Source organism: Bacillus sp. R45, assembly GCF_021729365.1.
Classification (GTDB): domain Bacteria; phylum Bacillota; class Bacilli; order Bacillales; family Bacillaceae; genus Bacillus; species Bacillus velezensis.
Genome location: NZ_CP091421.1, coordinates 1,124,958 through 1,149,113, shown reverse-complemented (window position 1 = coordinate 1,149,113; position 24,156 = coordinate 1,124,958). Strand labels below are relative to the sequence as shown.

Below are 24,156 nucleotides of genomic sequence, written 5' to 3'. Positions count from 1 at the left end.
ACATTAACAAACAACATAATCAACATGCGAAACAACGAAAAACTTATATAACCTCTATAAATACAGATGTTATTTCTTTATGAAGCTATTGACAACAAAAATGTATGCGTTTACTATTAAACAAAAGATAACAATTACAAACATTAACAAACTTCAATTCACACATTGGCGAAGGAGGATTCAGTAATGCTCAAATTACCTCATGACTTTATTTTCGGCGGGGCGACTGCGGCATATCAAGCGGAAGGCGCCACAAAAGAAGGCGGCAAAGGCCCTGTGGCCTGGGATGAATTTCTTGAAAAACAGGGAAGATTCAGCCCTGATCCGGCAAGTGATTTTTACCGCCAGTTTCCGGAAGATATTAAACTATGTGAAAAATTCGGAATAAACGGCATCCGCCTTTCTATAGCCTGGACGAGAATTTTCCCTGACGGCACGGGCAAAATCAATCAGGAAGGTGTTGATTACTATCATCGTATTTTCTCAGAGTGCCATAAACGCAACGTCACCCCTTTTGTCACGCTGCATCATTTCGATACACCGAAAGGATTATTTGATCAGGGAGATTTCCTCAACCGCGCTGCAATAGAGGCGTTCGTCAGCTATGCGGAGTTTTGCTTTAAAGAATTCAGCGAAATCAGATATTGGAGCACGTTTAACGAAATTTATCCCACAGCCACCAACCAGTATTTACTCGGGGTTTTCCCGCCATCTGTTAAAAGTGATATCACAAAAGTCATTCAATGCCTCCATCACATGATGGTAGCGCATGCGATGACCGTCAATCTTTTTAAAGACGGCGGTTATCCGGGAGAAATCGGGGTCGTCCACTCATTGGAAACAAAATATCCCGCCAGCGGCACAGAAGAAGACCGCCACGCCTGTTTTCTGGATGACGCGTTATCAGTGAGATTCCTCCTCGATGCCACCTACCTTGGCTATTATTCTGAGGAAACCATGCGTGCTCTGGATGAAATCTGTGAGGCAAACGGCGCTTCATACGAGTTTTCAGACAGTGACTTTGACGTGATGAAAAAAGCCTCAACGCGCAATGATTATCTCGGCATCAATCATTATCAATGCCATTTCGTCAAAGCGTACGACGGAGAAACCATTATTCACCATAACGGAACGGGCGATAAGGGCACTTCGGTCTATAAAGTAAAAGGAATCGGCGAACGAATTTACAAAGAAGGCCTGAAGCGGACCGATTGGGACTGGCTCATTTACCCTGAAGGCATGTATGACATGCTGATGCGCATCAAACGGGACTATCCGCAATATAACAAAATTTACATTACCGAAAACGGCATGGGCTATAAAGATGAGTTTGAAGACGGCATCATTATGGATAAGGCAAGGATCGACTATTTAAAAGTATATTTAGAAGCCGTCAGTAAAGCGATTACCGACGGAGTCAATGTAAAGGGGTACTTCTTATGGTCCTTAATGGATTTATTTTCATGGACCAACGGCTACAACAAACGTTACGGTCTTTTTTACGTCGACTTCGACACCCAAAAACGGTATCCGAAAGAATCGGCCTACTGGTACAAACTTGTAAGTGAAACAAAAACAATCATTTAACGATCATACATGGTGAAAAGAATCTCTTTTCATCATGTGTGCCGTCTTTAGGAGGTTTTTTTCATGACAAAGGAAGAATTGCAGATGCTCGGTTTTGAAATCGTCGCCTATGCCGGCGACGCCAGAAGCACTTTATTGAAAGTCCTGAAAGAAGTCCGTGCCGGAGACTTCGAAAACACGGAAGCAGCATTGAAAAGCGCCGATGAAAATTTAACCCTCGCCCACAATGCGCAAACGAAAATGTTAGCTGAAGAAGCTGACGGCAAGGACATGGAATTAGGGTTTATTTTCGTTCACGGTCAGGACCACTTGATGACAACCCTTTTGCTCCGTGATCTTATTCAGGATTTTATAGAACTCTACCGAAGCCGCCGATAAGGAGTGGAAAAATGAACGGTATCATCAAGCAAATCGAAAAGGGAAAACCGTTTTTCGAAAAAATCTCAAGAAACATTTATTTAGGCGCGATCCGCGACGGCTTCTTAACTGCCATGCCTGTTATTTTATTCGCCAGCATTTTCATTCTCACCGCCGCTGTGCCGGAAGTGTTGGGTTTCACTTGGCCTAAAAGTGTTTCTGAATGGCTTTGGAAAGTTTATAACTATTCAATGGGCGCCCTCGGTCTGATCGTTGCGGCAACAAGTGCGAAATGCCTGAGTGAATCAATGAACCGAAAAATGCCGAAAAACAAAGGGATCAACCCCGTTTCAGCGATGCTTGCTTCAGTCGTCGGGTTTCTCATTTTAAGCGTCACTCAAATCGACGGCGGGTTCTCCACGGAATATCTCGGCACAAAAGGTCTTTTAGCCGCTTTTGTATCCGCTTTCATAACGGTGAACGTTTACAGATTCTGCGTGCTGAAAAATATTACGATTAAAATGCCTAAAGAAGTACCGGGTACCATTTCACAAACATTTAAAGATGTTTTTCCGTTCGCTTTTTCCGTTTTGGCCATGGTGATCGTTGATTTATTGATCAGGAATACGCTGAATGTATCGTTTGCGGAGGCTCTCTCCTCTCTCTTATCGCCGTTTTTTACCGCCGCAGACGGTTATCTCGGGATTTGTGTCATTTGGGGAATGATGGCGCTGTTCTGGTTTGTCGGCGTTCACGGGCCTTCTATTGTAGAGCCGGCCATCGCAGCTATTATTTACGCAAATGTGGAGGCGAACCTTCAGCTTCATAATGCCGGCGAGCAGGCATCCAACGTGCTGACCGTCGGACTCGGGAACTTCGTCGGCACAATGGGAGGAACCGGCGCAACCCTTGTTGTTCCGTTTATCTTTCTGCTTTTCGCAAAATCCAAGCAATTGAAAGCAGTCGGAAAAGCATCCGCGGTTCCGGTGTCTTTCGCAGTAAACGAACCTCTTCTCTTTGCTGCGCCGATCATTTTAAATCCTTATTTTTTCATTCCGTTTGTTGTAACGCCGATGGTGAATGTCTGTCTGTTTAAATTTTTCGTGGATGTCATCGGAATGAACAGTTTTATGTATGTTCTTCCGTGGGCCACCCCGGCGCCCGCCGGCTTGATTCTCGGAACCGGCATGGGGCTCTCGGCTTTTGTGCTGACGGCTGTATTAATCATTGTCGATTTCCTGATATACCTGCCATTCTGTAAAGCTTATGACAAAGTATTAGCGGCGGAAGAAGCCCAACATACCGAACCTGAAACCGCGCCGCAAAAATCCCGGGAGATACAGCCAGCCATGGCCGGCGCCTCAGAAGACGCGGCCACCGTCATCAGCACAAATCTTCAGGAATCCTCATCCGCCTTGGAACACGGCACCAATGTGTTAGTGCTGTGCGCCGGAGCGGGAACGAGCGCTATGCTTGCGAACGCACTGACAGAAGGAGCCGAAGAATACAACGTGCCGATCACCGCCTCAGCAGGCGCCTACGGATCCCATTACGACATCATGAAAGACTTCGATATGATCATTTTGGCTCCGCAAGTCGGCTCTTATTATGATGACATTAAAGAAGATGCGGACCGCCTGCATGTGAAACTCGTCGCAACGAAAGGAGCGGAATATATCAGTCTCACCAGAAATTCACAAAAAGCCATTCAGTTCATACTGGAGCATACCTCAAAATAGAATCGGAGGTTTACCATGGATGCCAAACTTTTGAAATCAAGATTCGAAGACATTTTCAAGAGAAGTAACGGAGAACTGTTTTTCGCACCCGGCCGGATCAACCTGATCGGGGAACATACGGATTATATAGGCGGTCACGTTCTTCCATGCGCGATCACGATCGGAACATATGCCGTATGCGCAAAACGCGAAGATCACCAGATCCGGTTATACTCAGAAAACTTTCCTGACAGCGGCATTGTCTGCCTTGATCTTTCCGCCACTGCATACAAAAAAGAAGACGGCTGGACCAATTATCCGAAGGGGATGATCCATTACCTTCTTGAAGCCGGCGGCCAAATAGACAGCGGAATGGATATTCTTTTTCACGGTACGATTCCAAACGGAGCCGGTTTAAGCTCCTCTGCTTCCATTGAAATGTTAACCGGTTCCATTTTAAGAAAGTTATTCAGCCTGGATGTTTCCGATACTGAACTGGCGCTTATCGGAAAAAGAGTCGAAAATGAATTTATCGGCGTGAATTCAGGGATTATGGATCAATTCGCAGTGCAAAAAGGCAAAAAGAACATGGCCATTCTGTTAAACTGCGATAAGCTTGAGCACGAAATGATTCCGGCTGCTTTTAACGGATATAAAATCGTCATTATGAATACGAACAAGCGCCGGGAGCTGGCGGCTTCAAAGTATAATGAACGCCGCAGCGAATGCGACGCGGCTCTCACGGAACTGCGGCAATATCAAAATATCGCATCACTTGCGGAATTGACGGGAGAAGAATTCAACGAACTCGAACCTCTTCTCTCCCGTGAAACTTTGCGTAAAAGAGCCCGGCACGCGGTCAATGAAAACGAGCGGACCCTCTCAGCGGCGGAAGCTCTCAAATCGAATGATTTGAAAACGTTCGGGGAGCTGATGAATGCGTCGCACCGTTCGTTACGTGATGACTACGAAGTGACCGGTGACGAATTAGACGCGCTGGCTGAAGCAGCCTGGAAAGAAGGAGCACTCGGAGCGCGGATGACGGGCGCGGGGTTCGGCGGCTGCGCCATAGCCATTGTGGAAAGTGAAGAAACCGCCGGCTTTATCCGGGCCGTTTCATCTCACTACCGCAGCAGGACAGGTCTTGAAGCTTCTTTCTACATCGCGGATATAAGCGATGGCGCGGCTGAATGGAGGGAAAAATAAATCATGGCGATTCTCGTTCTCGGCGGAGCCGGCTATATCGGTTCTCATGCGGTTGATCAATTAGTAAACAAAGGATTTGAAACGATAGCTGTGGATAATCTCCAGACAGGCCACCGGAAAGCCGTTCATGAAAAAGCCGTTTTTTACCATGGAGATATCCGTGACAAACCGTTTCTTCGCTCTGTATTTGCGAAGGAGAACGTAACAGGCGTTCTCCATTTTGCCGCTCAATCCCTTGTCGGCGAATCAATGAAAGACCCTCTTTCATATTTCAATAATAATGTGTACGGTACGCAAATTACGCTGGAGGTCATGCAGGAATTCGAAGTGAAACACATTGTGTTTTCTTCATCCGCCGCTGTTTACGGCGAACCTGAAAAAGCGCCCATCACAGAAGACATGCCGGAAAAGCCGGAAAGCGCATACGGCGAATCAAAACTCATGGCAGAAAAAATGCTGAAGTGGTGCGATACCGCTTGCGGCATAAAATATGTCTCGCTTCGGTATTTTAACGTTGCCGGCGCGAAAACGGACGGTTCCATCGGAGAAGATCATCATCCGGAAACCCACCTTATCCCTATCCTTATACAAACCGCGCTCGGTCAGCGCGAGGAGGTTTTGATATTCGGCACTGACTATGATACAAAAGACGGCACGTGCATCCGCGATTATGTTCATGTTTCTGATTTAATCGATGCCCATATTCTCGCTCTGGAATATTTGCAAAACGGCGGAGACAGCGGCATTTTCAATTTAGGATCAAGCAGCGGGTTTTCCGTATCAGAAATGGCGGAAGCGGCCCGGCAAGTGACCGAAAGAGACATAAAAGTAAGAGCGTCCGCAAGAAGACCCGGTGATCCAAGCGCCCTCATCGCTTCCAGCGATAAAGCGCGGAACATTCTCGGCTGGAATCCGAAACAAACGGACATATCGGAAATCATTGCGTCAGCATGGAATTGGCATCGGCATCATCCTAACGGATACAAGGACAAATGAAATGGAGGCGGCGGTCATTGACGTTTTTGAATCAGTGGCAGGGTTTCTGAAAGAAAGCACTGTCTTAGGCGACATAAATGAAACAGATGTGATTTATACAAGAAACAGACTTCTCGATCTGCTCGGACTGACGGATTATGCAGAACCGAAACGTATCAAGAAACAAAACAGGCTTCACTATTTGGACGAAATGGTGAAAGACGCGGTAAAACGGTCAATCATAAACGATACGCCGGCTGAAAGAGACATGCTGGGAAGCAGAATCATGGACGTAATCACACCGGCCCCTTCTCTGATCAATGCCGCATTCAGCGAATTGTTATCAGATTGCCCGAAAAAAGCAACAGATTATTTTTATAGATTGAGTCAAAACAACGACTATATTAAGACGCGGGCCATTCGAAAAAATATCGTGTACCGCTCAATAACACCTTTTGGGGAATTGGACATCACCATTAATCTATCAAAACCGGAAAAAGACCCTAAAGACATCGCCGCGGTAAAAAACAGTCCGGAAAACCGGTATCCGAAATGTCTGCTCTGTATGGAAAACGAGGGGTATGCCGGAACACCGCATCACCCCGCCCGTTCAAACCACCGCATCATCAGGCTTGACTTAGCGGGAGAACAGTGGGGTTTTCAATACTCTCCTTATGCGTATTACAGCGAGCATGCCATCTTTCTTTCAAGCGTGCACAAGCCGATGAACATCAGCCGCGAAAGCTTCAGAAGGCTTCTGGCCATTACGGAAATTTTCCCTCATTATTTCGCGGGATCAAACGCAGACTTGCCGATCGTAGGAGGTTCCATTCTTTCACACGATCATTATCAAGGCGGCGCCCATGAGTTTCCCATGGCAAAAGCGGGTTCCCTCTACCCTTTTCATATGCGTCATTTTCCAGACGTTCAGGCCGAAGCCGTGAAGTGGCCGGTATCAGTGATCCGCCTTCGCGCAAAAGATCCGGATTTGCTGACAGATGCCGCTGCGTATGTTTTTGAAAAGTGGCGGGAATATTCAGACGAAACCGTCAGCATCATCGCGAAGACAAATGAACCCCATAATACCGTCACCCCGATTGCCAGACGCAGGGGAACGGATTTTGAAATCGATCTCGCTCTCAGAAACAACCGCACCTCCGAAGATTATCCGGATGGCATTTTTCACCCGCATCAAGACGTTCATCACATCAAAAAAGAAAATATCGGTCTGATTGAAGTGATGGGGCTCGCCGTTTTACCTCCCCGTCTGAAAGATGAGCTGGCAGAAGTGAAAAAGTATTTACTGAATGAACATCATGACATCAAGGACATTCATCTTCCGTGGGCTGAAAACATCAAAGCGGATAAAGACGTGACACCGGAAAATGCAGCCGCTGTTTTACAAAGAGAAACCGCGAATGTATTTTTACGCGCGCTGACCGATGCAGGCGTTTTTAAAATGACACCCGAAGGAATTCAGGCGTTTCAGCGTTTCACGACGTTATTGGAGAATGGCAGCTGAAACATTCAGAGTGAAATCAATCAACAATCTTTTTTATCAGGAGGTATTGTGATGTTCAAAAACCGATTGAAACGTGTATTTGTGAGCGCAATCTGTCTTTCTCTCATTTTCACCGCTTTTACATTTATTGGGAAGTCTCCTAAAGCAAAAGCGGATGCCCCGTTTGCCTATGGCGCGGATATAGGATGGCTGAAACAAATGGAGGATGAAGGTGTGCGCTGGCTGGATGACGGCGGGAAACAGAAAGATGCCTTGCAGATTCTTAAAGATCACGGAATAAATGCCGTGAGACTGAGAGTGTTTGTGAATCCGCCAAGCAGCTATTATTGGCTGAAAGACGGCACAACATGGACGATGCTCGGCTATAGTGACAAAGCGGGCGTACTTGCGGCAGCCAAAAGGGCAAAAGCGTTAGGAATGAAAGTAATGGTTGACTTCCATTACAGTGATGTGTTCGCTGATCCTGGCCACCAGATCAAGCCGAACCAATGGACCGGCTATTCAAACAGCCAGCTGCAGGCAGCCGTGTATAACCATACGTACGATGTCATGAAAGAACTTAAAAATCACGGCATCTCTCCTGATTGGGTGCAAGTAGGAAATGAAATGAATTCAGGAATTTTACTGCCCGACGGCAGCACGAGCGATTTCAGCAAATTGACCGGCTTACTGAACAAAGGCTATGACGCCGTGAAATCCGTCAGCCCGGCCACCAAGGTAATCAGCCATTTGGCACACGGCACGGACAACAGCCTATTCAGATGGTGGTTTGATCAATTCTTTAAAAACGGAGGGAAAACCGACATCATCGGCGTTTCATTCTATCCCTATTGGGAAGGTAAGCCGTACTGGGAGCTCACCGGCCATTTATCATCTAATTTGAATGACATCGCCTCACGCTACAACAAGGAAGTCATGGTGGTTGAACTGGGCGGAGATGAAAATAATCCGAAAGATTCCTACTGGACCATAAAAGACACCATAAAACTGGTGAAAGCCGTTCCGAACGGCAAAGGAACCGGCGTATTTTACTGGGAACCCGAAGCTCACTCCAGCGTTCTGTCAGATGCGTATCCACTAGGCGCAACCGCAAAAGTGTCTAAAAACGTCTTGAAATACACAACCGCAATTGACGCTTTTTATGATGCCGCAACAGGAAAATGATTGATGCAATTCTAAAGCAGGCTCTTTTCGCAGCCTGCTTTTTTGTAAGGCTGCAGAGTTAGCCTGTTATGAAGAGCTAATAACGAATACGGAAAGAAACATACTCGAAAAAACACATTTCGGTTAAAAATAGGATACTTCTTCTGTTCCCCCTCCTTCTTATTTCTGCGCACTATCTCTCAGTTCCTAAATAATAACTTTACGATTGTTGAAAAAGAAACAAACATTTTATAATATTGTGTAAGCACCACCGAGCAGGAGGACGGGTCATGGACAAAAAAGAACAGCTCCTCACGGATTTCAGGGACTTTTTTAACAAGATGGTGTGGCTGAATAGGCTGAAGATGGAAGAAAGCCTTAAGGGGCATAAACCTTCTGAAGTGCATTGCATCGAATTCATCGAAAAAATTGAAGACGCCAATGTGACAAAACTTGCGGAGTCCCTTTATATGACAAGAGGCGCTATAAGTAAATTAACGAAGAAGCTTATCAATAAAGGCCTTATCGAAAGCTATCAGAAGCCGCTTAACAAGAAAGAAATCTATTTCAGGCTTACCGAGCAAGGAAAAGTCATTTATAAAATTCACGAGGAATTGCACAAAGAGTTTCAAGAACGGGACAAAATCGTGTTTGAACAAGTAACTGATGAACAATTTGACACGATGCTGAGCTTCGTGGAAACATACAGCAGGCATTTGGATTCAGAAATAAAGAAACTTGGTGCAGACATGAAATCGGAATAAAACCATAGGCAGCCCCGCTCCATGAAAACGGGCTGCCTTTTTATATCCTTCTTATTGTTGACAAAGAAACAAAATCACTCTATTATTTTGTTGACAAGGAAACAAATACAGCAATTTTGAGAGGAGAATAATATGTCAACACATAAAAGAAAGGAACTTTTGCTGCCAAAAGAAGTTCTCACAGCCGCCTGGGCTATTGCACTGGGAGCAATTGCTCCCATGCTTGACTCTACGATGGTAAACATCGCCATCGACAAACTGACCAAAGACTTCAACACGACATTGGATACCATTCAGTGGTCCGTTACAGGCTATATGTTAGCACTTGCGATTGCAGTACCCGTATCCGGCTGGCTTATGAATAAATATAACGGTAAGAAAATCTTCATCGGCTCAGTCATCGCCTTTGGTGTCATTTCTGTTTTTGCGGGAATGAGCCGGGACATTTCCAGCTTCATCTTCTTCCGTTTGCTTCAAGGATTCAGCGCCGGCATTATCACTCCGCTTATGTCAACACTCTTGGTTAAAACGGCAGGTCCGGAAAACCTGGGAAAAGTGATGGCAATCGTCAGCACCCCTATGATCTTCGGCCCGATCTTAGGACCTGTCATCGGAGGCTTCATCGTCCAAGGCGCTTCATGGCATTGGATTTTTTACATCAACGTGTTCATCATTTTGGTTGCCGCACCGCTTATGATGAAAACCATTCCAGACTTTGAACCATTCAACAAAGATCGTAAACTCGATATTTTCGGGATTATCAATTTGTCATTAATGAGCGCGGCATTGATGTACGGTATTACGAAAGCGGCGGATCATGCATCATTTAACAATAGCGACACCATTTTATGGGCGGGCATCGGTCTTGTTTCAGCAGTCATTTATCTTGTATATAATCTGATCAAGAAAAACCAAACCGTGCTGCCTATGAATTTGTTTGCAAACAAGAGCTTCTTAGCATCTTCGATCGGGTTGTTCTTAGCGAATGTTGCCATCATGGGGCCGATGTTAATACTTCCGCTGTTTTTTCAAGACATTCGTCATTTCACGGCAGTCGGAGCAGCACTCGCTTTAATCCCTCAAGGAGTCGGAATGCTCGTGACTCGTCCGCTGATCGGAAAAATGATTGATAAGATCGGTGCGAAATACGTGGTTACGGTCAGTCTTGTTCTTTCGCTGATCGGATCTATCCCGCTTATTTTTATCACCGATAACACAAGTATGATTTGGATTTCCGTCGTATTATTTTTCCGCGGCACCAGTTTTGGAGGAATTATGCTCCCATTAATGAGTGACGCTTATACAGGTCTTGACAGCAAACAGCTTCCGGAAGCAGGTGTCGGTATTCATATGATTGAAAACCTCGGTTCCAGCTTTGGGTCAGCTGTGATCGCAACCGTTACCGCAACTGTCATACAAGGATTGCAGCCAACGATTCCGAACAGTTTAAAAGGCTACCATGCCGGATTCTTAGTATCCGTCATCATCCTTGCGGCCATCTTCATTCCAAGTCTGTTCCTTACCCATAAAAAGACTGCGATATAAAGAACTTTTCAAAGTAAAAAACCCTTGCGCAGCAAGGGTTTTAATGAATGAAACTGATGATTGTTGCCGGCAGAGTCAGCCAACAACATACAAAGCCTTTTACTCATTCACATTGCTTTTCATTAACCATTCTACTTCCGTTAATTCTTGTTTTTGAACGTCTTTTGTGTGCTTTTTCGTAAAATGGACTTTAACAGCTTCTTCGTTTTCCCAAATCTCCCAAAGCATAATTTTGCGTTCTGATGGTTCAAGCGGATGAGCATGGAACTGAATACAGCCTTCTTCTTTGTTCGTTTCTTCCTCAAGTTTTTTGAATTCCTTCATTATTTCATTAAGGTCTTTATCACTGATGATTTTTAAGCATGCCGTTATGTAATGCATCGAAACTCCCCCTCTTCCCATCATTTTATGGCTTTACATTATAACATCGAAACCCGCATACCGCATTCTCAACATATAAAAAACCGTCCATAAAAAATGAACGGCAATGTTTATTTAAGATCATGAAGAGCGACTTTTGCAGCCTCAGCGATAAGAGCATTATGATAATCGGCATCTTCTGTAAATCGGTTTGACAGGATTGCCAAAACAATCGGAGCTCTGTCAGGCGGCCAAACGATGGCAATGTCGTTTCGCGTCCCGTAACTTCCGGCTCCGGATTTATCGCCGACTTCCCATCCTGCAGGGGCGCCTGCCCGAATCAGTTCATCGCCGGTAGCGTTGCCCCGCATCCAATCCGTTAAGATCGTGCGCTTGTCAGTCGTGAGAGTGTTACCCAAAGTGAACGCTTTAAGATCGGTTGCCAGTGCCTTTGCTGTGCTTGTGTCACGACGATCCCCGGGAATCGCAGAGTTTAGATCCGTCTCGAATCGATCCGCTTTCGTTACATGATCCCCAATCTGTTTCAGTGATTTTTCGAAACCTTTAGGGCCGCCAAGCTGCTGCAGCAATAGGTTCCCCGCAGTATTATCGCTGTAACGGACAGCGGCTTCTGAGATTTCTTTCAGGCTCATGCCTGTATCCAGGTGTTTTTCTGTGATTGGAGAATATGTAACTAAATCGTCTTTGCTGTAGCGGATGATGGCATTAAGTTTTTCATTTGAGCTTTTCTTCAGAACAGCAGCTGCAGCCAGAACTTTATAGGTTGATGCGTAAGCAAACCGTTCATTCGGCCGATAGGCGATTGTCTTGTTTGACCCCGTATCAATCGCATAAACCCCAAGCCTGGCATCAAATTTTTTCTCAAGCTGAACAAATTTTTGATTCGTTATACAGCTTGTCATTTTTGTGTTTTCTATGGATTTTGCTTCAGCGTGCGTAGAGCCGAATAAAGGGCTGAAACCGGTAAAGCTTAAACATAAAAGCCCAATGCATATTCCAACTTGTATTCCCGCTTTATTTTTCACATCCAGACCTCCTCATTATAATGTTTTTGTATACATCTTCTAATTAACATTACAAACAGGATGAAAGTCAATATATTTCCTGTGAATGATTAAATCCTGCATTCTGATTCCTCCCCTTATTAAATGCGCCGCCCTTGCCGCGTCTGAATGTTTGCATGTCCGCTTCGTGTTCATTATCTATTTGTTATCCCTCCGTGCAAATAAAAACGGACACCAATCAGAGCATAGTGAGCTGTGCAATGATCAGTGTCCGCAGGCTTTCCGTCTTGGATCTATATATGTTTCTCTTGCAGACTATAAAAATCATAAGGTAAGTTAACAAACGCATTACCTTAATCTTGCCGGTCAAAATTATATCATTTTATATATTTCAATAAGATTATTATCTGGATCTCTGAAATGAGCAACTCGTGCACGCCATTCCTGACGATCATGTGGTTCATTGACGCATGTAATCCCTTGCTTGTGCAAATAGTCATACGTTTTATCAACATCTTCTACCTTAAATTGAAGCAAAAATCTCGATTGCGCATCTCCGTCTAAAGATTTTCTTTCTTCTCCAACTATTTCAGCCATATTTTCTTGAGATAAAAGCTCTATTTTCGTTTCTCCATTATCGAAAAGTGCATATTCCATTTCCTTCTCTAACCAACTTATTGGAAGTCCTAATGAATCTCTGTAAAACTCGACGCTTTTTTTAAAGTCATTAACCAATAGTCTAATTTGCAGCAGCTTCATATTGAACGCCTCCTATCATTTTACTGGCCATTCATTTAATCATACAATAGGGACCTGACAGCATTATGTCAAGTTTCCACAAAAAAATTTCCCATACTGCACCCAAATTTCGGATGGAAAGCCTTCGGAGATTCATGAAACTGCGTTTGATCAATTCACATTCTTAGTTTGAATTCTCCTCCTCTCCACCGTGGAGGCTCCGGCCGTGTAAGTCGCGCACCCGTAAACATCCGGCCCCCGCTCCCATAAGTAACACAACTGATAAATAATTGACTGAATAATTTTTCACCGTCATCGCTTCCCCTGCTTTTTATACTCTGCGATTTCCTTAGGGGTAGCCTTCCGGACTCCGTCTGTGTCTGTCCTGTTTGCCACTTGAGCGCCTTCCAGGTTTTTTATCTCGCTGACGACTCCCAAATGCTCTAAATACACATGATCACCAATCTTGAAACGATTCAGTTTGGCCCGCTCCTCGGTCATGCTCCTGTATTCAGTCGCGGCTTTCATTTTTAATTCAGCCAGACACATTTGACAAAGTGTTACTGTTACAGAATTGCCGTTAAAATCAGTAAACGAAACCGATCTGACAGATTCCTTTTCCGGGTGCATCGTACATGTTTTCTTCATAGGTGAAGGCCGTGTAAATTTAATCATTCCGCTTCCTCCTCAAAAAAGTCGCTTCGTCCCTCTGACATACCCCCCGCATTCGAACTGTCACAACACATGGAGATTGCCTTTCCTTCGCCGTCTGACGGATTTTCATCCATCCTGCATAGCTGTAAGCCTATATTCCTTTATATTCCCAATGCCCGCCGCATTTCCCTGTTATGTTGAAGTTTTTAAAGCTATTGACCAGTTGCCCAGGTTGATTCCATGCGGAAAGCAGTTTGGGCCGCCGTATCCTAATTCATTCGGGTAAATTTCAGCCCTCTAATATGTGTGTGTATGCTTTTTAAAGGAAGTGCGTCACATGATGTTCTAACAACCGATTCACCTAAAGCTAACTCTACCCCAATTCCCGATCATAAAATAAGTAAATTTACCCAGAACAAATTAATCATTTTGCACTTTCAAAATACTTATTTGGCTTTTCCTTCATTCTTCCATGGTAATATCTTGTTGAAGTATTTCGCATGAAAGGATATGGTCATGAAAGTTTTCGAAGCAACCACCCTCCTCGCCGCCGCCAAACAGCGTGCGGGTGAATATAAAAAACTGCGCGGTCAGATGGTCAATCTGAAAAAAGCGTTTCAAGGTATGGCTGATCTTGGTGACAATGATTTCTCAGGCCGGGGCGCTGACAACATCAAAGCCTTTTTCAAAGACCACGCCGGCGTCACAGACAGCTGGCTTGATCTGATCGACATGAAAATCGCATTTCTCACAAGCCTTCCCGGCAAGGTCGAAGATGCCGGACTTTCCAGTTCGCATGTGGAGGAATCTTTCCTGGAGCATGAGCTCACCCACGCCCTCAGTAAATCAAAGGCGATTATGGAAGAGCAAAAAAAGGACATGCGCTCCATCCTCGGAGAGATCGAAGACATCATCTCGCTCGAATTGTTTTCAACCGAAAGCACGGATCAGAAGCTTTCTTCAGCTGACAAAAAAAGAAGCGAAACGATACATAAGCTCGGCAAGCTTGATCACGATCTAACGAAAGAATACACAGAAACCGAAGCAAACGAACAGTTCATCCAAGCTGACTTCCAGCAGCTTCAAAACGCCACGGGCAAAGGAAAAAGCGCCACGCCGCTTCACTACAACGCCAAGGCATACCGAGAAAGCGACACCCATAAGAAGAAAGGCGAGATTGCAAGACATTCGGATGCTTATTTGACGATTAAAAAGGAAGAAGCGAAAGAGCGGGAAATCAAGGATCTGAAGAAAAAGCTGGCCGATGGTGTCACCGATCCGGATGAGTATTTGGAAATCACGAAGAAGATCGGCTATCAAAACCTTGAACCTGCTCAGGTGGAATATGTGTTGCAGCTTGAACAAGCAAAACAGCTCGAAGAAGTCGGAGAAACGGCTTGGGATATCGTCAAAGGAATAGGCGTCGGCCTTTATGATGTCGGGAAAGACACCATAACCGGCGTCAAAGATCTGGCTGTCGGCGCATGGGATTTTTACCATCTCTCCGATGAACAAAAAGTCGCTAAAACCATATCGGCTGTATTGAACACGCCCTCCTACACAAAAATCATATGGACAAACCTGGCGGATTCGTGGAATGATAAAATGGTTAACGGGGATGCGTATTCAAGATCCCATTACATCACTTACGCCATCGGGAGCATCGTCGGGCTCAAAGGTTCCGGCTCAGCTGTAAAAGTATCAAGCAAGCTCGCGAAAACAGGCGCCGCCAAAGTGGATAACGTCTTGGAAGCCGGTGAAAAAGCAGCTGCAAAACATGTAAAAACCGGGATTGAAAAAGGAAAAAATTATATCAATTCCGTTTCGAAAAATAAGTACCAACCCGCGCTTGCCGGAATAGCACAGGATATTGAAAATACTCACAATGTGAAGAATACGCCTTTGTTGAAAAGTATTATTGAAGATCAGAAAGAGAGTGTGCTCAGTAAATCTGTGACTTCTGACAATAACGGCATACATAGTGTTAAACAAGGAGACAGCAGTCCTCTCGCACCAGGCGGTGGCTTAGCTGCTCACGAAGCAAAAGGCGGACACCTTCTAGAAAGGCATGTTGGGAAAACAGATAAAGAATTAATAGAAAGACTGAAAACTGATCCTAACCCACATATTACAGCTTCATCTACTTTTAAAGATAGGGCTACCGCTGAAAGAATTGCTAATTCAGTTTTAAACGATCCAAAAAATATAAAGAAAATCGAAAATTGGATTGATGATCCTAAAAAACCTAAATTAATGTTAAGATACAAGGGCGATGGAGAAATAATCGGCAGAAGTGTATCAAGAAATTCAGATCTAGTAGAAAACGTTACAAACGCAAAAATTATACTCAAAAAAGATAATAACGGTAACTTTATCCTTACAGGATATCCAACCAAATAGAAAGAGAGGAAGTATCATGGATGAAAGGTATGATTTCTTAGATGAATTAGAAAATTTTTTAGGTGCAACATTTCATCAAGATATCCAATCCCCTGAACACGCCTTAGACGAATTTATTGAGGAAATTAGTAAAGAAGGTCTGCTATTTACAGTAAAGTATTGCGAAGAGTTTCTAAATAGCGATTTAACTATAGAAGAAAAGGAAGACATTATAAAGTGTAATGCAGAAATATATTTCCCGACAATTGGCTTACCACCTATAGAATGGTTGAAAAGTGTAATAGAACAACTAAAAGAAGCTCTTTAAAAGAACACTGAAGGCCCCCATTTTATGAGAGGGCCTTTTTATATTGATACCGAAGTTTGTGGCCGGATAGAAATGCAATACCGACAGTGCGGTTTGGATCTACTTGACGGCATCACCAGCTGAACTTTTCAACAATTTTGATCCTAAAAAGAGATACGGACAATAAATTTCGAGCCAAAAAATCAAGTTCGCCAACAGTTCGCCAACAGTTTGCGAATTTGATAAACCGGCTTTATTAAGAGAAAGTAAAAAACCCTTGCTACGCAAGGGTTTCGGCTATGATTCCGACTGGGCTCGAACCAGCGACCTCTACCCTGTCAAGGTAGCGCTCTCCCAGCTGAGCTACGGAATCATGATATGTATGTGTTGCTGGGTATGTTGTTGTCTCTCTGACATTTATAATTATATATCCTGATTTCTCATTCGTCAACACTTTTTTTATCTAAAATAAAAAAGGGCGCGTCGCAAAATTGACGGCGCCCTTTTCGTTTATGATCTCACTTGGGCGGGGGTTATTTTTTTCAATGCCTGTTCGAAGTCGCGTTCTAAATCTTCGGCGTTTTCGACTCCGACGCTCAGGCGCAGAAGGCCGTCTGTGATGCCGCGTTTTTCCCTCTCTGATTTCGGCATGGCGGCATGCGACATGGCTGCAGGGTATGAGAGAATGGACTCGACAGCGCCGAGGCTGACGGCAAATACCGGAAGCGATACGTTTTCGACCAGCTTTTTGACGGCTTCTTTGCTTTCCAATTTAAAGGACAGGACGGCGCCCGCTCCGCTCGCTTGACGTTTATGGGTATCGGCTCCCGGGTGTCCGGCAAGGCCGGGATAGTAAACGTTTTTGATGGCGGGATGCCCGTCAAAATAGGCAGCCAGCCGCTCAGCCGTCCGGCTCGCTTTTTCCAGTCTGACCTGCAATGTTTTTAAGCCTCTCAATACGAGCCAGCAGTCCTGAACACCGAGCACCGCTCCAAACGAGTTTTGCAGCTTATACAGCTGATTGCCGAGCTCTTCATCTTTTACGGCGGCAAGGCCTGACAGCACGTCACTGTGGCCGCTTAAAAATTTCGTCGCGCTGTGAAGCACGATATCTACACCGAGATCAAGCGGACGCTGCAGAGCAGGCGTCATGAATGTATTGTCAAGGTATGTCAGACAGCCGTGTTCCTTTGCCAGTTTGACGACGCCCTTAATATCCGTGATGCCGAGCGTCGGGTTTGACGGTGTTTCCATATAAATGGCTTTCGTGTTCGGCCGGATGGCGCGGGCGACCGCTTCTGTGTCCGTCATATCGACAAAGGTATGTTCGATTCCGAAACGGGACAGAACCTCAGTCACCATGCGGAATGTTCCGCCGTACACATCCTCCGTGACGAGAACATGGTCGCCTTGGGATAAGAGCAGAAACGCCGTCGAAATCGCCGCCATACCGGAGCTGAAAGCAAAACCTCTCGTTCCGCCTTCAAGACCTGCGATCGTTTCTTCAAGCGCTGTTCTTGTCGGTGTGCCTGATCGGCTGTAGTCATATGTCCCGAATTCTTCAAATGAAGACTGATGGAATGTGGAAGCATGCTGGATCGGGACGCTGACGGCTCCGGTGGCTCCGTCTGTTTTAAATGGATTGTGCACGAGCTGGGTTTCCAGCGTCCAATTGTGATTACTCATATGACACGGCCCCCTCTTTTACTTGCTGTAATGCCTGCTTTACATCCCGCTTCAAATCTTCTGCATGTTCAATGCCCACTGAAAAACGCAGCAGACGGTTGCAGACGCCGTTTGCGATACGAATGTCTTCCGGAATGTCCATGTGCGTCTGTGTCGCGGGGTATGTAATAAAGCTTTCCACCCCGCCGAGACTTTCTGCGAAACAGATCGTTTTCAGCGCCTTTAAAAACGGATTGACCCATTCTTCTTTTTGCAGCCGGAAAGACAGCATTCCGCCTTTTCCGGGATATAACACGTCGGCAATTTCCTCTTCCTGTTCTAAAAATTCTGCAAGTTCACGGGCGTTTTCTTCATGACGGCGCATTCTGAGTCCGAGTGTTTTCATCCCTCTCATTAAAAGCCACGAATCAAACGGCGGGAGAACGGCGCCGATCGCATTTTGGTGATTAAACATGATGTCGCCGAGCTCTTCATCCTTAACGACAGCCAGACCGGCAAGGAGGTCATTGTGCCCCGCTAAATATTTTGTGGCGCTGTGAATGACGATGTCCGCTCCCAGTTCAAGCGGACGCTGGATGACCGGGGTATAAAACGTATTATCCACAATCAAAAGCAGGCCGGCTTCTTTCGTAATCCGGGCGATTTTTTCAATGTCCGCCTCCTGCATTAACGGGTTTGTCGGTGTTTCAACAAATAGCGCTTTCGTGTTTTCCGTTATTTTGGAGCGTAAACAGTCTTCATCGCTGAAATCATCGTAAATAAAGCTTAAGCCGTATTTTCTCCATTCGTTTTCAAACAAACGGTACGTGCCTCCATATAAATCGGAGGATACAATCAATTCATCCCCGCTTTTAAATAGAGCCATAATGGTTTGAATGGCTGCCATTCCCGAGCTGAAAGCAAATCCTCTCGCACCGTTTTCCAACACGGCGATGGCGTCTTCGACGAGCTGGCGTGTCGGGTTTTTCGTGCGCACGTAATCAAAACCTGTAGATTCTCCTATTCCTCTATGGCGGTAAGCGGTGGACAGATAAATCGGCGGACTGACCGTTCCCGTTGCTTCTTCGCTTCTATTTCCGATTTGGGCTAATTTTGTTTCAACATGCTGCGTCATCAGTAAGCACCATCCTTTTTCAAAAATAAAAAAGCCCCCTCTTCATAAGAAGAAGGAGCTTTTCTCTTCCTCTTATCTTCCAAGCGTGAATCGCTTGCTGGATTTAGCACCTTGGCACTTTGCCTTCCCGCGGCAAAGCAAACCGGTTGCTGAGGTTTCAAAGGGCCAGTCCCTCCACCTCTCGTGATAAGAATATTGTTTTGTATTTTCTGATTGTTCTATATTAACGCACTATAAAATAGATTTCAACAACTTTTTATTTATCTGAACTCTCGCAAGAAGTGCATCTGAAGAAAGAAATTTCTAATAATTCATGGTACAATAGGAAAAAACCATCAAGACAAGAAGCGGCCTGGAGGAATGCGAAGTGGCATCAAAAAACGGAATCATTCATGAGAAAACACTTTTCTCCCATGAGCTTGAAGAGGAAATGACCGTTTTGGTCTACCTGCCCGCCACCTTCTCCCCTCTGTATAAATATCATACGGTCATCGCTCAGGACGGCCATGATTATTTCAGATTAGGGAGAATCGGGCGTCAGGCGGAAGAGCTTATGTCAAAAGGGGAAATTGACCGCTGCATCATTATCGGCGTCCCTTATAAAAATGTGCGGGAGCGAAGAAACACATACCATCCAGAAGGCTCTAAGTTCGCCTCATATAAGCGGTTTATCGCCAATGAGCTCGTTCCTTTTATCGACAAAGAATACCCGACTTATCAAGTCGGATACGGCCGCACCATGATCGGGGATTCCCTCGGCGGAACCGTTTCGCTCATGACGGCGATTGACTATCCGAATATGTTTGGAAACGTCATCATGCAGTCTCCGTATGTTGACGGGCACGTGCTGGATGCCGTCCGGCAGTCGGAGGATCTCAAACAGATTTCCGTTTATCATCAAATCGGAGAAAAAGAAACCGGCGTTCACACGACGGACGGCCAGGTTCTTGATTTCACCGCGCCGAACGAAGAGCTCAAACAGCTGCTGGAAAGCAAACAGTCTGAATACACGTATGAAACCTTCGACGGGGATCATAAATGGACCTACTGGCAGCCGCTCATCACGCCGGCGCTGAAAAAAATGCTGTAACCATTCATTTAAGGAGGGAACTTTCATGAAATACGGTATTGTTTTATTTCCATCAAAAAAATTACAGGATCTCGCAAATTCGTACCGGAAACGCTACGACCCGAGCTACGCGCTCATTCCGCCGCATCTGACGGTAAGAGATCCGTTTGAAGCGACAGAACAGGAAATCGAGCAGGTCGTATCACAGCTGAGACAGACGGCGAAAGAGTCGCATCCGCTCGTTCTGAAAATCACAAAATACAGCTCGTTTTCTCCTGTGAATAATGTGATATATATGAAAGCAGAGCCGACGGAGGAATTAAAATCTCTGAGTGAGAAATGCTACTCAGGAGCATTATCCGGCGAGCCGGAATACAGCTTCGTTCCGCATGTCACGGTCGGCCAGAAGCTGTCGTCAGATGAACATTCCGACGTACTCGGACAGCTAAAAATGCAGGACATTTCCCACGAAGAAGTCATCGACCGATTTCACCTGCTCTATCAGCTGGATAACGGCTCATGGACTGTGTACGAAACATTTTTATTAGGCGGAGGAGAATAACTGCTTGGAATCCATCATCGTAAAAACTGAAAAACAGCTGAACGACGCTTTTTTCGTCAGAAAAGAGGTCTTTGTTAAAGAACAGCACGTTCCGGAAGAAGAAGAGATTGATCAATTCGAAGACACGTCAGAGCATATAGTCATATATGACGGCGGCCAGCCGGTCGGAGCCGGCAGATGGCGCTTGAAAGACGGGCATGGAAAATTAGAGCGCATCTGCGTAATGAAAAGCCATCGTTCTTTAGGCGTCGGAGCCATCATAATGCAGGCGCTTGAAAAAGCGGCGGCAGCCAAGGGCGCCGGCAGCTTTATCTTACATGCGCAGACGCAGGCGGTCCCGTTTTATGAAAAACAAGGATACCGCGTCACATCCGGCGAAGAATTTCTCGATGCGGGCATCCCCCATCTGGAAATGATAAAGGAATACAAACAATAAAATCAAAAGCACTCCTGTTGATATAGCAGGAGTGCTTTTTTTATGAAAACAATACCGTTTAATGAATTTTATTGCATTTTATGGAAGGTTAATGTATGTTTAGTATACGAAGTATTACAATTCATACAAAAAATACAATTCATATTTCGGAGGGATAAACATGACGGCACCAAAAGGAAAACACATATTCGGGACTGTTAAAGTGGGCACAAAAGGACAGATTGTCATTCCTAAAGAAGCAAGAGATGTTTTCGATATAAATCCGGGGGATTCACTGCTTATGCTTGGGGATGACCAGCAAGGTATCGCACTTGTTAAACAAGAACTCTTTTTCGAGTTTGCAAAAGATATTTTAAACGCTAAGCAAATCGACGCAGATAGCGAGGATGAGTAAATGCACGCGATTGAGCTGAAGCAATTAACGAAACATTATAAAGAAACCGCCGCCGTTGACCGTCTTGAGTTCTCAGTTGAGAAAGGGGAATTTTTCGCTTTACTCGGTGAGAACGGAGCCGGAAAAACGACATTAATCAATATGCTTTGCGGACTCCTTTCTCCGGATGAAGGTGATGCATCAGTGCTTGGACACAGTATTTCGACTGATTTGGATAAAATAAAACCGAAATTGAATATGTCCCCGCAGGAAACAGCCATCGCTCCTCATCTAACCGTACGGGAAAACTTAGAGTTTATAGCCGGAGTCTACGGAATTCCGAAAAAAGAAGCAAAAAAAAGAACAGATGAGATGCTCGAATTGTTTCAATTAAAAGAGAAAGAAAGAGCAAAAACCAAAACCTTATCAGGAGGAATGCAGCGCCGCCTCAGCATCGCAATGGGCATGATTACGAAACCGGATATTTATTTCTTAGATGAGCCGACATTAGGGCTGGACGTCCGTTCACGCCGCGAGTTGTGGAAAAATCTTGAGACATTAAAGGGAGACATGACGATTATTTTAACGACACACTATTTAGAAGAGGCTGAAGCACTGGCAGATCGTATTTGCATTTTAGAAAATGGGACATTAAAAGCACTGGGCACGGCGGAGGATCTGAAAAAACAAACTCATTCAGCCACATTTGAAGATGCCTTTTTAGCGATTTGTGACGGAGAGGCGGGTCTTTATGCTTGATTTCGCCATTCGCAACCGCAAAGAGATTTTTCGTGATCCCTTATCTATCATCCTTGGAATCGCACTGCCTGTTATTCTATTGTTTCTGTTTACGGCGATTGAAAAAAATGCGCCGCTTGATACCTTTAAAATTCAGCATTTAGCACCCGGACTCATTGTTTTCGGTTTCGCTTTCCTTACGATGTTCTCTGCATTGCTGATCGCAAAAGACAAACAGACCGCCCTTTTGACCCGTTTGTTTGCTTCCCCTTTAAAAACAGCCGATTATGTCATCGGTTACGCACTGCCGATGCTTCCGTTAGCCATTTTACAAATCGTCATTTGTTTTATCGCAGCTGCTGCTGCCGGTTTATCCGCCGAGTGGATGAATCTTCTCGCAGGTATCGCTGTCTTGCTGCCGATTGCGATGATGTCCGTTTTCTTCGGTTTATGTTTAGGGGCTGTGTTTACGGACAAACAAATTTCAGGTATCGGAACGATTTATATTACACTCGTGCAATTTCTGGGCGGGGCTTGGATGGAGGTGAGCCTGCTCGGTGACACATTCAAACATATCGCTTATGCCTTACCGTTTATCCACTCGATCGAGCTGGCTCAGGAAGTCATATCCGGAGATTATTCTTCCTTTCATCAGCATATTTGGCCGATAGCGGGATATACCGTTTTGGCGCTTGCACTTGCTTTCCTCAGTTTTATAAAAATCAGGAAGAGTTAAAAAAGCCGGCACTCCGTAATGGGAGCGCCGGTCTTCTTTTTTACGTTTCTTTCAGAAGGCTTATCGTATGCGGCAGCAGACGGTCATCCCCCGGACTGCCATGGCCCGGAACGACAATGCTGATGTCCTGATATCTTTTCATGACTTTGCGGACGGCGCGCGGCCACTGATCCGGATAAAAGCCCGGAGTTGGTATGATTTCCTTTGTTTCTAAAGCCTTGATTAAGCAACCGCCGAATAAGAGCTTATCCTCAGGCAGCCAGACGGTAATATTGTCTTCCGTATGCCCTTTTCCCGGATAAAACGTTTCAATTTTCATATCGCCAAACTGCAGCTTTGTCACGTTTTTCAAATCTCCGAGCGGCCGGTCATATCCCTGCTGCCGGGCGAAGTCGGCGGTCAGCTTTGTGCTGTGCACCTTTACACCGTATTTGTACAGTGTGTTCAGCCCGCCGATGCGATCGTCATGGGCGTGTGTCACAATGGCATCGGTCATCCTTTTGCCGGGAAACCGCTGTTTTATTTGTGTCATTAATTGCTCTGTGAGACTGTCATTCCACGGAGTATCAATCAGTACGATTCCTTTGGAAGTTTCAAGAAGCAATCCGTTCGCAGGGACGGGACTTCCGTCTGCCGTACCGATGCTTGTATGCATCCAGACATGCGGCGCCAGCTGTGTGAGAGTGACATCTTTTGCTGCGGAGCTCTCCGCCGCGTGTGCCGGTTTCATTCCGGCAGTAAAGAGGCCGAATAGAAATAACCCCGCAATTAATAATGAAAGCTTTCTCAAATTGAATCATTCCTTTCCGCATCTTTCATATATACGGCTCAAAAAAACCCGGAGATTTCCGGGCTTTTTCACACATATTGATTTATCAACCGGCCTTTTCCCATAATTTGCGGCAGACGGGAAAGAGAGCGCTTACGTTTTTCCTCATGCATTTTCTTTTCTGCGGCTGCGGTGTTTTCCTGGCGGCGCTCCACCTCTCTGTACACCCTGTCATTGGCGAGGGCGGCCGCTTTCGTAATGCCGGCGTAATCAGGCTTATAACCCGCTGCCCGGTTTGCGTATTGAGAATACTGCTGGTTTTGAATCCGTCCTGCATAAATCATATGTACCCCTCCCCTTCGCTTTTCATTTCCCTTAATCTTACTTTTTGAA

The 24,156-nt window shown here is 45.3% G+C and carries 25 protein-coding genes, 1 tRNA gene and 1 riboswitch; of the genes, 17 read left to right on the top strand and 9 right to left on the bottom strand.

The features are described from left to right. The first annotated feature begins 186 nt into the window (after positions 1 to 186). The 9 genes from lacG to L3V45_RS05920 all read left to right on the top strand — a co-directional run bounded on the left by lacG (position 187) and on the right by L3V45_RS05920 (position 10,817). Complete coding sequence (gene lacG, locus L3V45_RS05960; RefSeq protein WP_025851873.1) at positions 187 to 1,587, top strand: 6-phospho-beta-galactosidase; 1,401 nt, start codon at positions 187 to 189, stop codon at positions 1,585 to 1,587. Between the two features lie 63 nt (positions 1,588 to 1,650). Continuing rightward, on the top strand, positions 1,651 to 1,965 hold the full coding sequence (locus L3V45_RS05955; protein WP_025851875.1) for a PTS sugar transporter subunit IIA: 315 nt from the start codon (positions 1,651 to 1,653) through the stop codon (positions 1,963 to 1,965). An 11-nt stretch (positions 1,966 to 1,976) separates the two neighbouring features. Beyond that, complete coding sequence (locus tag L3V45_RS05950) at positions 1,977 to 3,683, top strand: PTS lactose transporter subunit IIBC (RefSeq protein ID WP_044053114.1); 1,707 nt, start codon at positions 1,977 to 1,979, stop codon at positions 3,681 to 3,683. Between the two features lie 15 nt (positions 3,684 to 3,698). Further along, on the top strand, positions 3,699 to 4,868 hold the full coding sequence (locus tag L3V45_RS05945; RefSeq protein ID WP_044053113.1) for a galactokinase: 1,170 nt from the start codon (positions 3,699 to 3,701) through the stop codon (positions 4,866 to 4,868). 3 nt (positions 4,869 to 4,871) lie between these two features. After that, positions 4,872 to 5,864, top strand: coding sequence for a UDP-glucose 4-epimerase GalE (gene galE / locus L3V45_RS05940; protein ID WP_236837289.1), 993 nt, complete (start codon positions 4,872 to 4,874; stop codon positions 5,862 to 5,864). Between the two features lies 1 nt (position 5,865). Beyond that, a complete protein-coding gene (galT, locus tag L3V45_RS05935; protein ID WP_115996252.1) occupies positions 5,866 to 7,365 on the top strand; it encodes a UDP-glucose--hexose-1-phosphate uridylyltransferase in 1,500 nt (499 codons plus the stop codon). 51 nt (positions 7,366 to 7,416) lie between these two features. Then, positions 7,417 to 8,529 carry a glycoside hydrolase family 53 protein gene (locus L3V45_RS05930; RefSeq protein WP_236837288.1) on the top strand — a complete coding sequence of 371 codons (1,113 nt, stop codon included), beginning with the start codon at positions 7,417 to 7,419 and terminating at the stop codon, positions 8,527 to 8,529. 269 nt (positions 8,530 to 8,798) lie between these two features. After that, complete coding sequence (locus L3V45_RS05925) at positions 8,799 to 9,272, top strand: MarR family transcriptional regulator (RefSeq protein ID WP_003154948.1); 474 nt, start codon at positions 8,799 to 8,801, stop codon at positions 9,270 to 9,272. Positions 9,273 to 9,404: 132 nt separating this feature from the next. Then, positions 9,405 to 10,817 carry an MDR family MFS transporter gene (locus tag L3V45_RS05920; RefSeq protein WP_236837287.1) on the top strand — a complete coding sequence of 471 codons (1,413 nt, stop codon included), beginning with the start codon at positions 9,405 to 9,407 and terminating at the stop codon, positions 10,815 to 10,817. Positions 10,818 to 10,916: 99 nt separating this feature from the next. On the opposite strand, the gene L3V45_RS05915 is transcribed toward L3V45_RS05920, so the two are convergent. From L3V45_RS05915 to L3V45_RS05900, 4 genes are all read right to left on the bottom strand, one after another. Then, the gene (locus tag L3V45_RS05915; RefSeq protein WP_003154950.1) at positions 10,917 to 11,198 is read right to left on the bottom strand and encodes a putative quinol monooxygenase; all 282 of its coding nucleotides are present in this window, start codon (positions 11,196 to 11,198) and stop codon (positions 10,917 to 10,919) included. 110 nt (positions 11,199 to 11,308) lie between these two features. Then, positions 11,309 to 12,229 carry a class A beta-lactamase gene (bla, locus tag L3V45_RS05910; RefSeq protein ID WP_095315330.1) on the bottom strand — a complete coding sequence of 307 codons (921 nt, stop codon included), beginning with the start codon at positions 12,227 to 12,229 and terminating at the stop codon, positions 11,309 to 11,311. Between the two features lie 345 nt (positions 12,230 to 12,574). Further along, the gene (locus tag L3V45_RS05905; protein ID WP_015388384.1) at positions 12,575 to 12,961 is read right to left on the bottom strand and encodes a VOC family protein; all 387 of its coding nucleotides are present in this window, start codon (positions 12,959 to 12,961) and stop codon (positions 12,575 to 12,577) included. A gap of 291 nt (positions 12,962 to 13,252) precedes the next feature. Beyond that, complete coding sequence (locus L3V45_RS05900) at positions 13,253 to 13,615, bottom strand: hypothetical protein (RefSeq protein ID WP_024085166.1); 363 nt, start codon at positions 13,613 to 13,615, stop codon at positions 13,253 to 13,255. Between the two features lie 495 nt (positions 13,616 to 14,110). On the opposite strand from L3V45_RS05900, the gene L3V45_RS05895 reads away from it, so the two are divergent. After that, positions 14,111 to 15,994, top strand: a complete 1,884-nt coding sequence (locus tag L3V45_RS05895; protein ID WP_236837286.1) for a ribonuclease YeeF family protein — start codon at positions 14,111 to 14,113, stop codon at positions 15,992 to 15,994. A gap of 16 nt (positions 15,995 to 16,010) precedes the next feature. Then, complete coding sequence (locus tag L3V45_RS05890) at positions 16,011 to 16,301, top strand: contact-dependent growth inhibition system immunity protein (RefSeq protein WP_003154958.1); 291 nt, start codon at positions 16,011 to 16,013, stop codon at positions 16,299 to 16,301. Positions 16,302 to 16,580: 279 nt separating this feature from the next. Here L3V45_RS05890 and L3V45_RS05885 read toward each other — a convergent pair. The 3 genes from L3V45_RS05885 to L3V45_RS05875 form a co-directional block, all read right to left on the bottom strand. Continuing rightward, positions 16,581 to 16,653 (bottom strand) — tRNA-Val (locus L3V45_RS05885). A gap of 137 nt (positions 16,654 to 16,790) precedes the next feature. After that, positions 16,791 to 17,966 (bottom strand): cystathionine beta-lyase, encoded by a 1,176-nt coding sequence (gene metC, locus L3V45_RS05880; RefSeq protein ID WP_103695008.1) that lies wholly within the window; start codon positions 17,964 to 17,966, stop codon positions 16,791 to 16,793. Next, complete coding sequence (locus tag L3V45_RS05875) at positions 17,959 to 19,080, bottom strand: methionine biosynthesis PLP-dependent protein (protein WP_024085136.1); 1,122 nt, start codon at positions 19,078 to 19,080, stop codon at positions 17,959 to 17,961. The genes metC and L3V45_RS05875 overlap by 8 nt, the downstream gene beginning before the upstream one ends. A gap of 69 nt (positions 19,081 to 19,149) precedes the next feature. Further along, positions 19,150 to 19,273: riboswitch (SAM riboswitch) on the bottom strand. Between the two features lie 174 nt (positions 19,274 to 19,447). Here L3V45_RS05875 and L3V45_RS05870 point away from each other — a divergent pair. The 6 genes from L3V45_RS05870 (at position 19,448) to L3V45_RS05845 (ending at position 22,994) form a co-directional block, all read left to right on the top strand. Next, positions 19,448 to 20,170 carry an esterase family protein gene (locus L3V45_RS05870; RefSeq protein WP_003154967.1) on the top strand — a complete coding sequence of 241 codons (723 nt, stop codon included), beginning with the start codon at positions 19,448 to 19,450 and terminating at the stop codon, positions 20,168 to 20,170. 25 nt (positions 20,171 to 20,195) lie between these two features. Next, complete coding sequence (locus L3V45_RS05865; protein ID WP_003154969.1) at positions 20,196 to 20,711, top strand: YjcG family protein; 516 nt, start codon at positions 20,196 to 20,198, stop codon at positions 20,709 to 20,711. A 4-nt stretch (positions 20,712 to 20,715) separates the two neighbouring features. Continuing rightward, entirely contained in the window at positions 20,716 to 21,147 is a 432-nt protein-coding gene (locus tag L3V45_RS05860; RefSeq protein WP_003154971.1) for a GNAT family N-acetyltransferase, read from the top strand. A gap of 160 nt (positions 21,148 to 21,307) precedes the next feature. Next, positions 21,308 to 21,541, top strand: a complete 234-nt coding sequence (locus L3V45_RS05855; protein ID WP_003154973.1) for an AbrB/MazE/SpoVT family DNA-binding domain-containing protein — start codon at positions 21,308 to 21,310, stop codon at positions 21,539 to 21,541. Continuing rightward, positions 21,542 to 22,279, top strand: coding sequence for an ABC transporter ATP-binding protein (locus L3V45_RS05850; protein ID WP_014304807.1), 738 nt, complete (start codon positions 21,542 to 21,544; stop codon positions 22,277 to 22,279). It abuts the gene before it with no gap. After that, positions 22,272 to 22,994 carry an ABC transporter permease gene (locus L3V45_RS05845; protein WP_003154977.1) on the top strand — a complete coding sequence of 241 codons (723 nt, stop codon included), beginning with the start codon at positions 22,272 to 22,274 and terminating at the stop codon, positions 22,992 to 22,994. Before L3V45_RS05850 ends, L3V45_RS05845 begins: the two co-directional genes overlap by 8 nt. Positions 22,995 to 23,034: 40 nt before the next feature. Here the strand turns inward: L3V45_RS05845 and bla (L3V45_RS05840) are convergent, their stop codons facing one another. Further along, positions 23,035 to 23,784 carry a subclass B1 metallo-beta-lactamase gene (gene bla, locus L3V45_RS05840; RefSeq protein ID WP_032858453.1) on the bottom strand — a complete coding sequence of 250 codons (750 nt, stop codon included), beginning with the start codon at positions 23,782 to 23,784 and terminating at the stop codon, positions 23,035 to 23,037. Positions 23,785 to 23,852: 68 nt separating this feature from the next. Continuing rightward, complete coding sequence (locus L3V45_RS05835) at positions 23,853 to 24,107, bottom strand: hypothetical protein (protein WP_003154980.1); 255 nt, start codon at positions 24,105 to 24,107, stop codon at positions 23,853 to 23,855. Positions 24,108 to 24,156 lie beyond the last annotated feature (49 nt).

Coding starts and splice junctions, on each gene's coding strand:
- L3V45_RS05930 (WP_236837288.1), top strand. CDS start 7,417: ATGTTCAAAAACCGATTGAAACGTGTATTTGTGAGCGCAATCTGTCTT.
- L3V45_RS05920 (WP_236837287.1), top strand. CDS start 9,405: ATGTCAACACATAAAAGAAAGGAACTTTTGCTGCCAAAAGAAGTTCTC.
- L3V45_RS05905 (WP_015388384.1), bottom strand. CDS start 12,961: ATGAAGCTGCTGCAAATTAGACTATTGGTTAATGACTTTAAAAAAAGC.
- galE (WP_236837289.1), top strand. CDS start 4,872: ATGGCGATTCTCGTTCTCGGCGGAGCCGGCTATATCGGTTCTCATGCG.
- metC (WP_103695008.1), bottom strand. CDS start 17,966: ATGAGTAATCACAATTGGACGCTGGAAACCCAGCTCGTGCACAATCCA.
- L3V45_RS05915 (WP_003154950.1), bottom strand. CDS start 11,198: ATGCATTACATAACGGCATGCTTAAAAATCATCAGTGATAAAGACCTT.
- L3V45_RS05950 (WP_044053114.1), top strand. CDS start 1,977: ATGAACGGTATCATCAAGCAAATCGAAAAGGGAAAACCGTTTTTCGAA.
- L3V45_RS05945 (WP_044053113.1), top strand. CDS start 3,699: ATGGATGCCAAACTTTTGAAATCAAGATTCGAAGACATTTTCAAGAGA.
- L3V45_RS05850 (WP_014304807.1), top strand. CDS start 21,542: ATGCACGCGATTGAGCTGAAGCAATTAACGAAACATTATAAAGAAACC.
- lacG (WP_025851873.1), top strand. CDS start 187: ATGCTCAAATTACCTCATGACTTTATTTTCGGCGGGGCGACTGCGGCA.
- L3V45_RS05895 (WP_236837286.1), top strand. CDS start 14,111: ATGAAAGTTTTCGAAGCAACCACCCTCCTCGCCGCCGCCAAACAGCGT.
- galT (WP_115996252.1), top strand. CDS start 5,866: ATGGAGGCGGCGGTCATTGACGTTTTTGAATCAGTGGCAGGGTTTCTG.
- L3V45_RS05845 (WP_003154977.1), top strand. CDS start 22,272: ATGCTTGATTTCGCCATTCGCAACCGCAAAGAGATTTTTCGTGATCCC.
- L3V45_RS05835 (WP_003154980.1), bottom strand. CDS start 24,107: ATGATTTATGCAGGACGGATTCAAAACCAGCAGTATTCTCAATACGCA.
- L3V45_RS05865 (WP_003154969.1), top strand. CDS start 20,196: ATGAAATACGGTATTGTTTTATTTCCATCAAAAAAATTACAGGATCTC.
- L3V45_RS05955 (WP_025851875.1), top strand. CDS start 1,651: ATGACAAAGGAAGAATTGCAGATGCTCGGTTTTGAAATCGTCGCCTAT.
- L3V45_RS05855 (WP_003154973.1), top strand. CDS start 21,308: ATGACGGCACCAAAAGGAAAACACATATTCGGGACTGTTAAAGTGGGC.
- L3V45_RS05875 (WP_024085136.1), bottom strand. CDS start 19,080: ATGACGCAGCATGTTGAAACAAAATTAGCCCAAATCGGAAATAGAAGC.
- L3V45_RS05900 (WP_024085166.1), bottom strand. CDS start 13,615: ATGATTAAATTTACACGGCCTTCACCTATGAAGAAAACATGTACGATG.
- L3V45_RS05925 (WP_003154948.1), top strand. CDS start 8,799: ATGGACAAAAAAGAACAGCTCCTCACGGATTTCAGGGACTTTTTTAAC.
- L3V45_RS05890 (WP_003154958.1), top strand. CDS start 16,011: ATGGATGAAAGGTATGATTTCTTAGATGAATTAGAAAATTTTTTAGGT.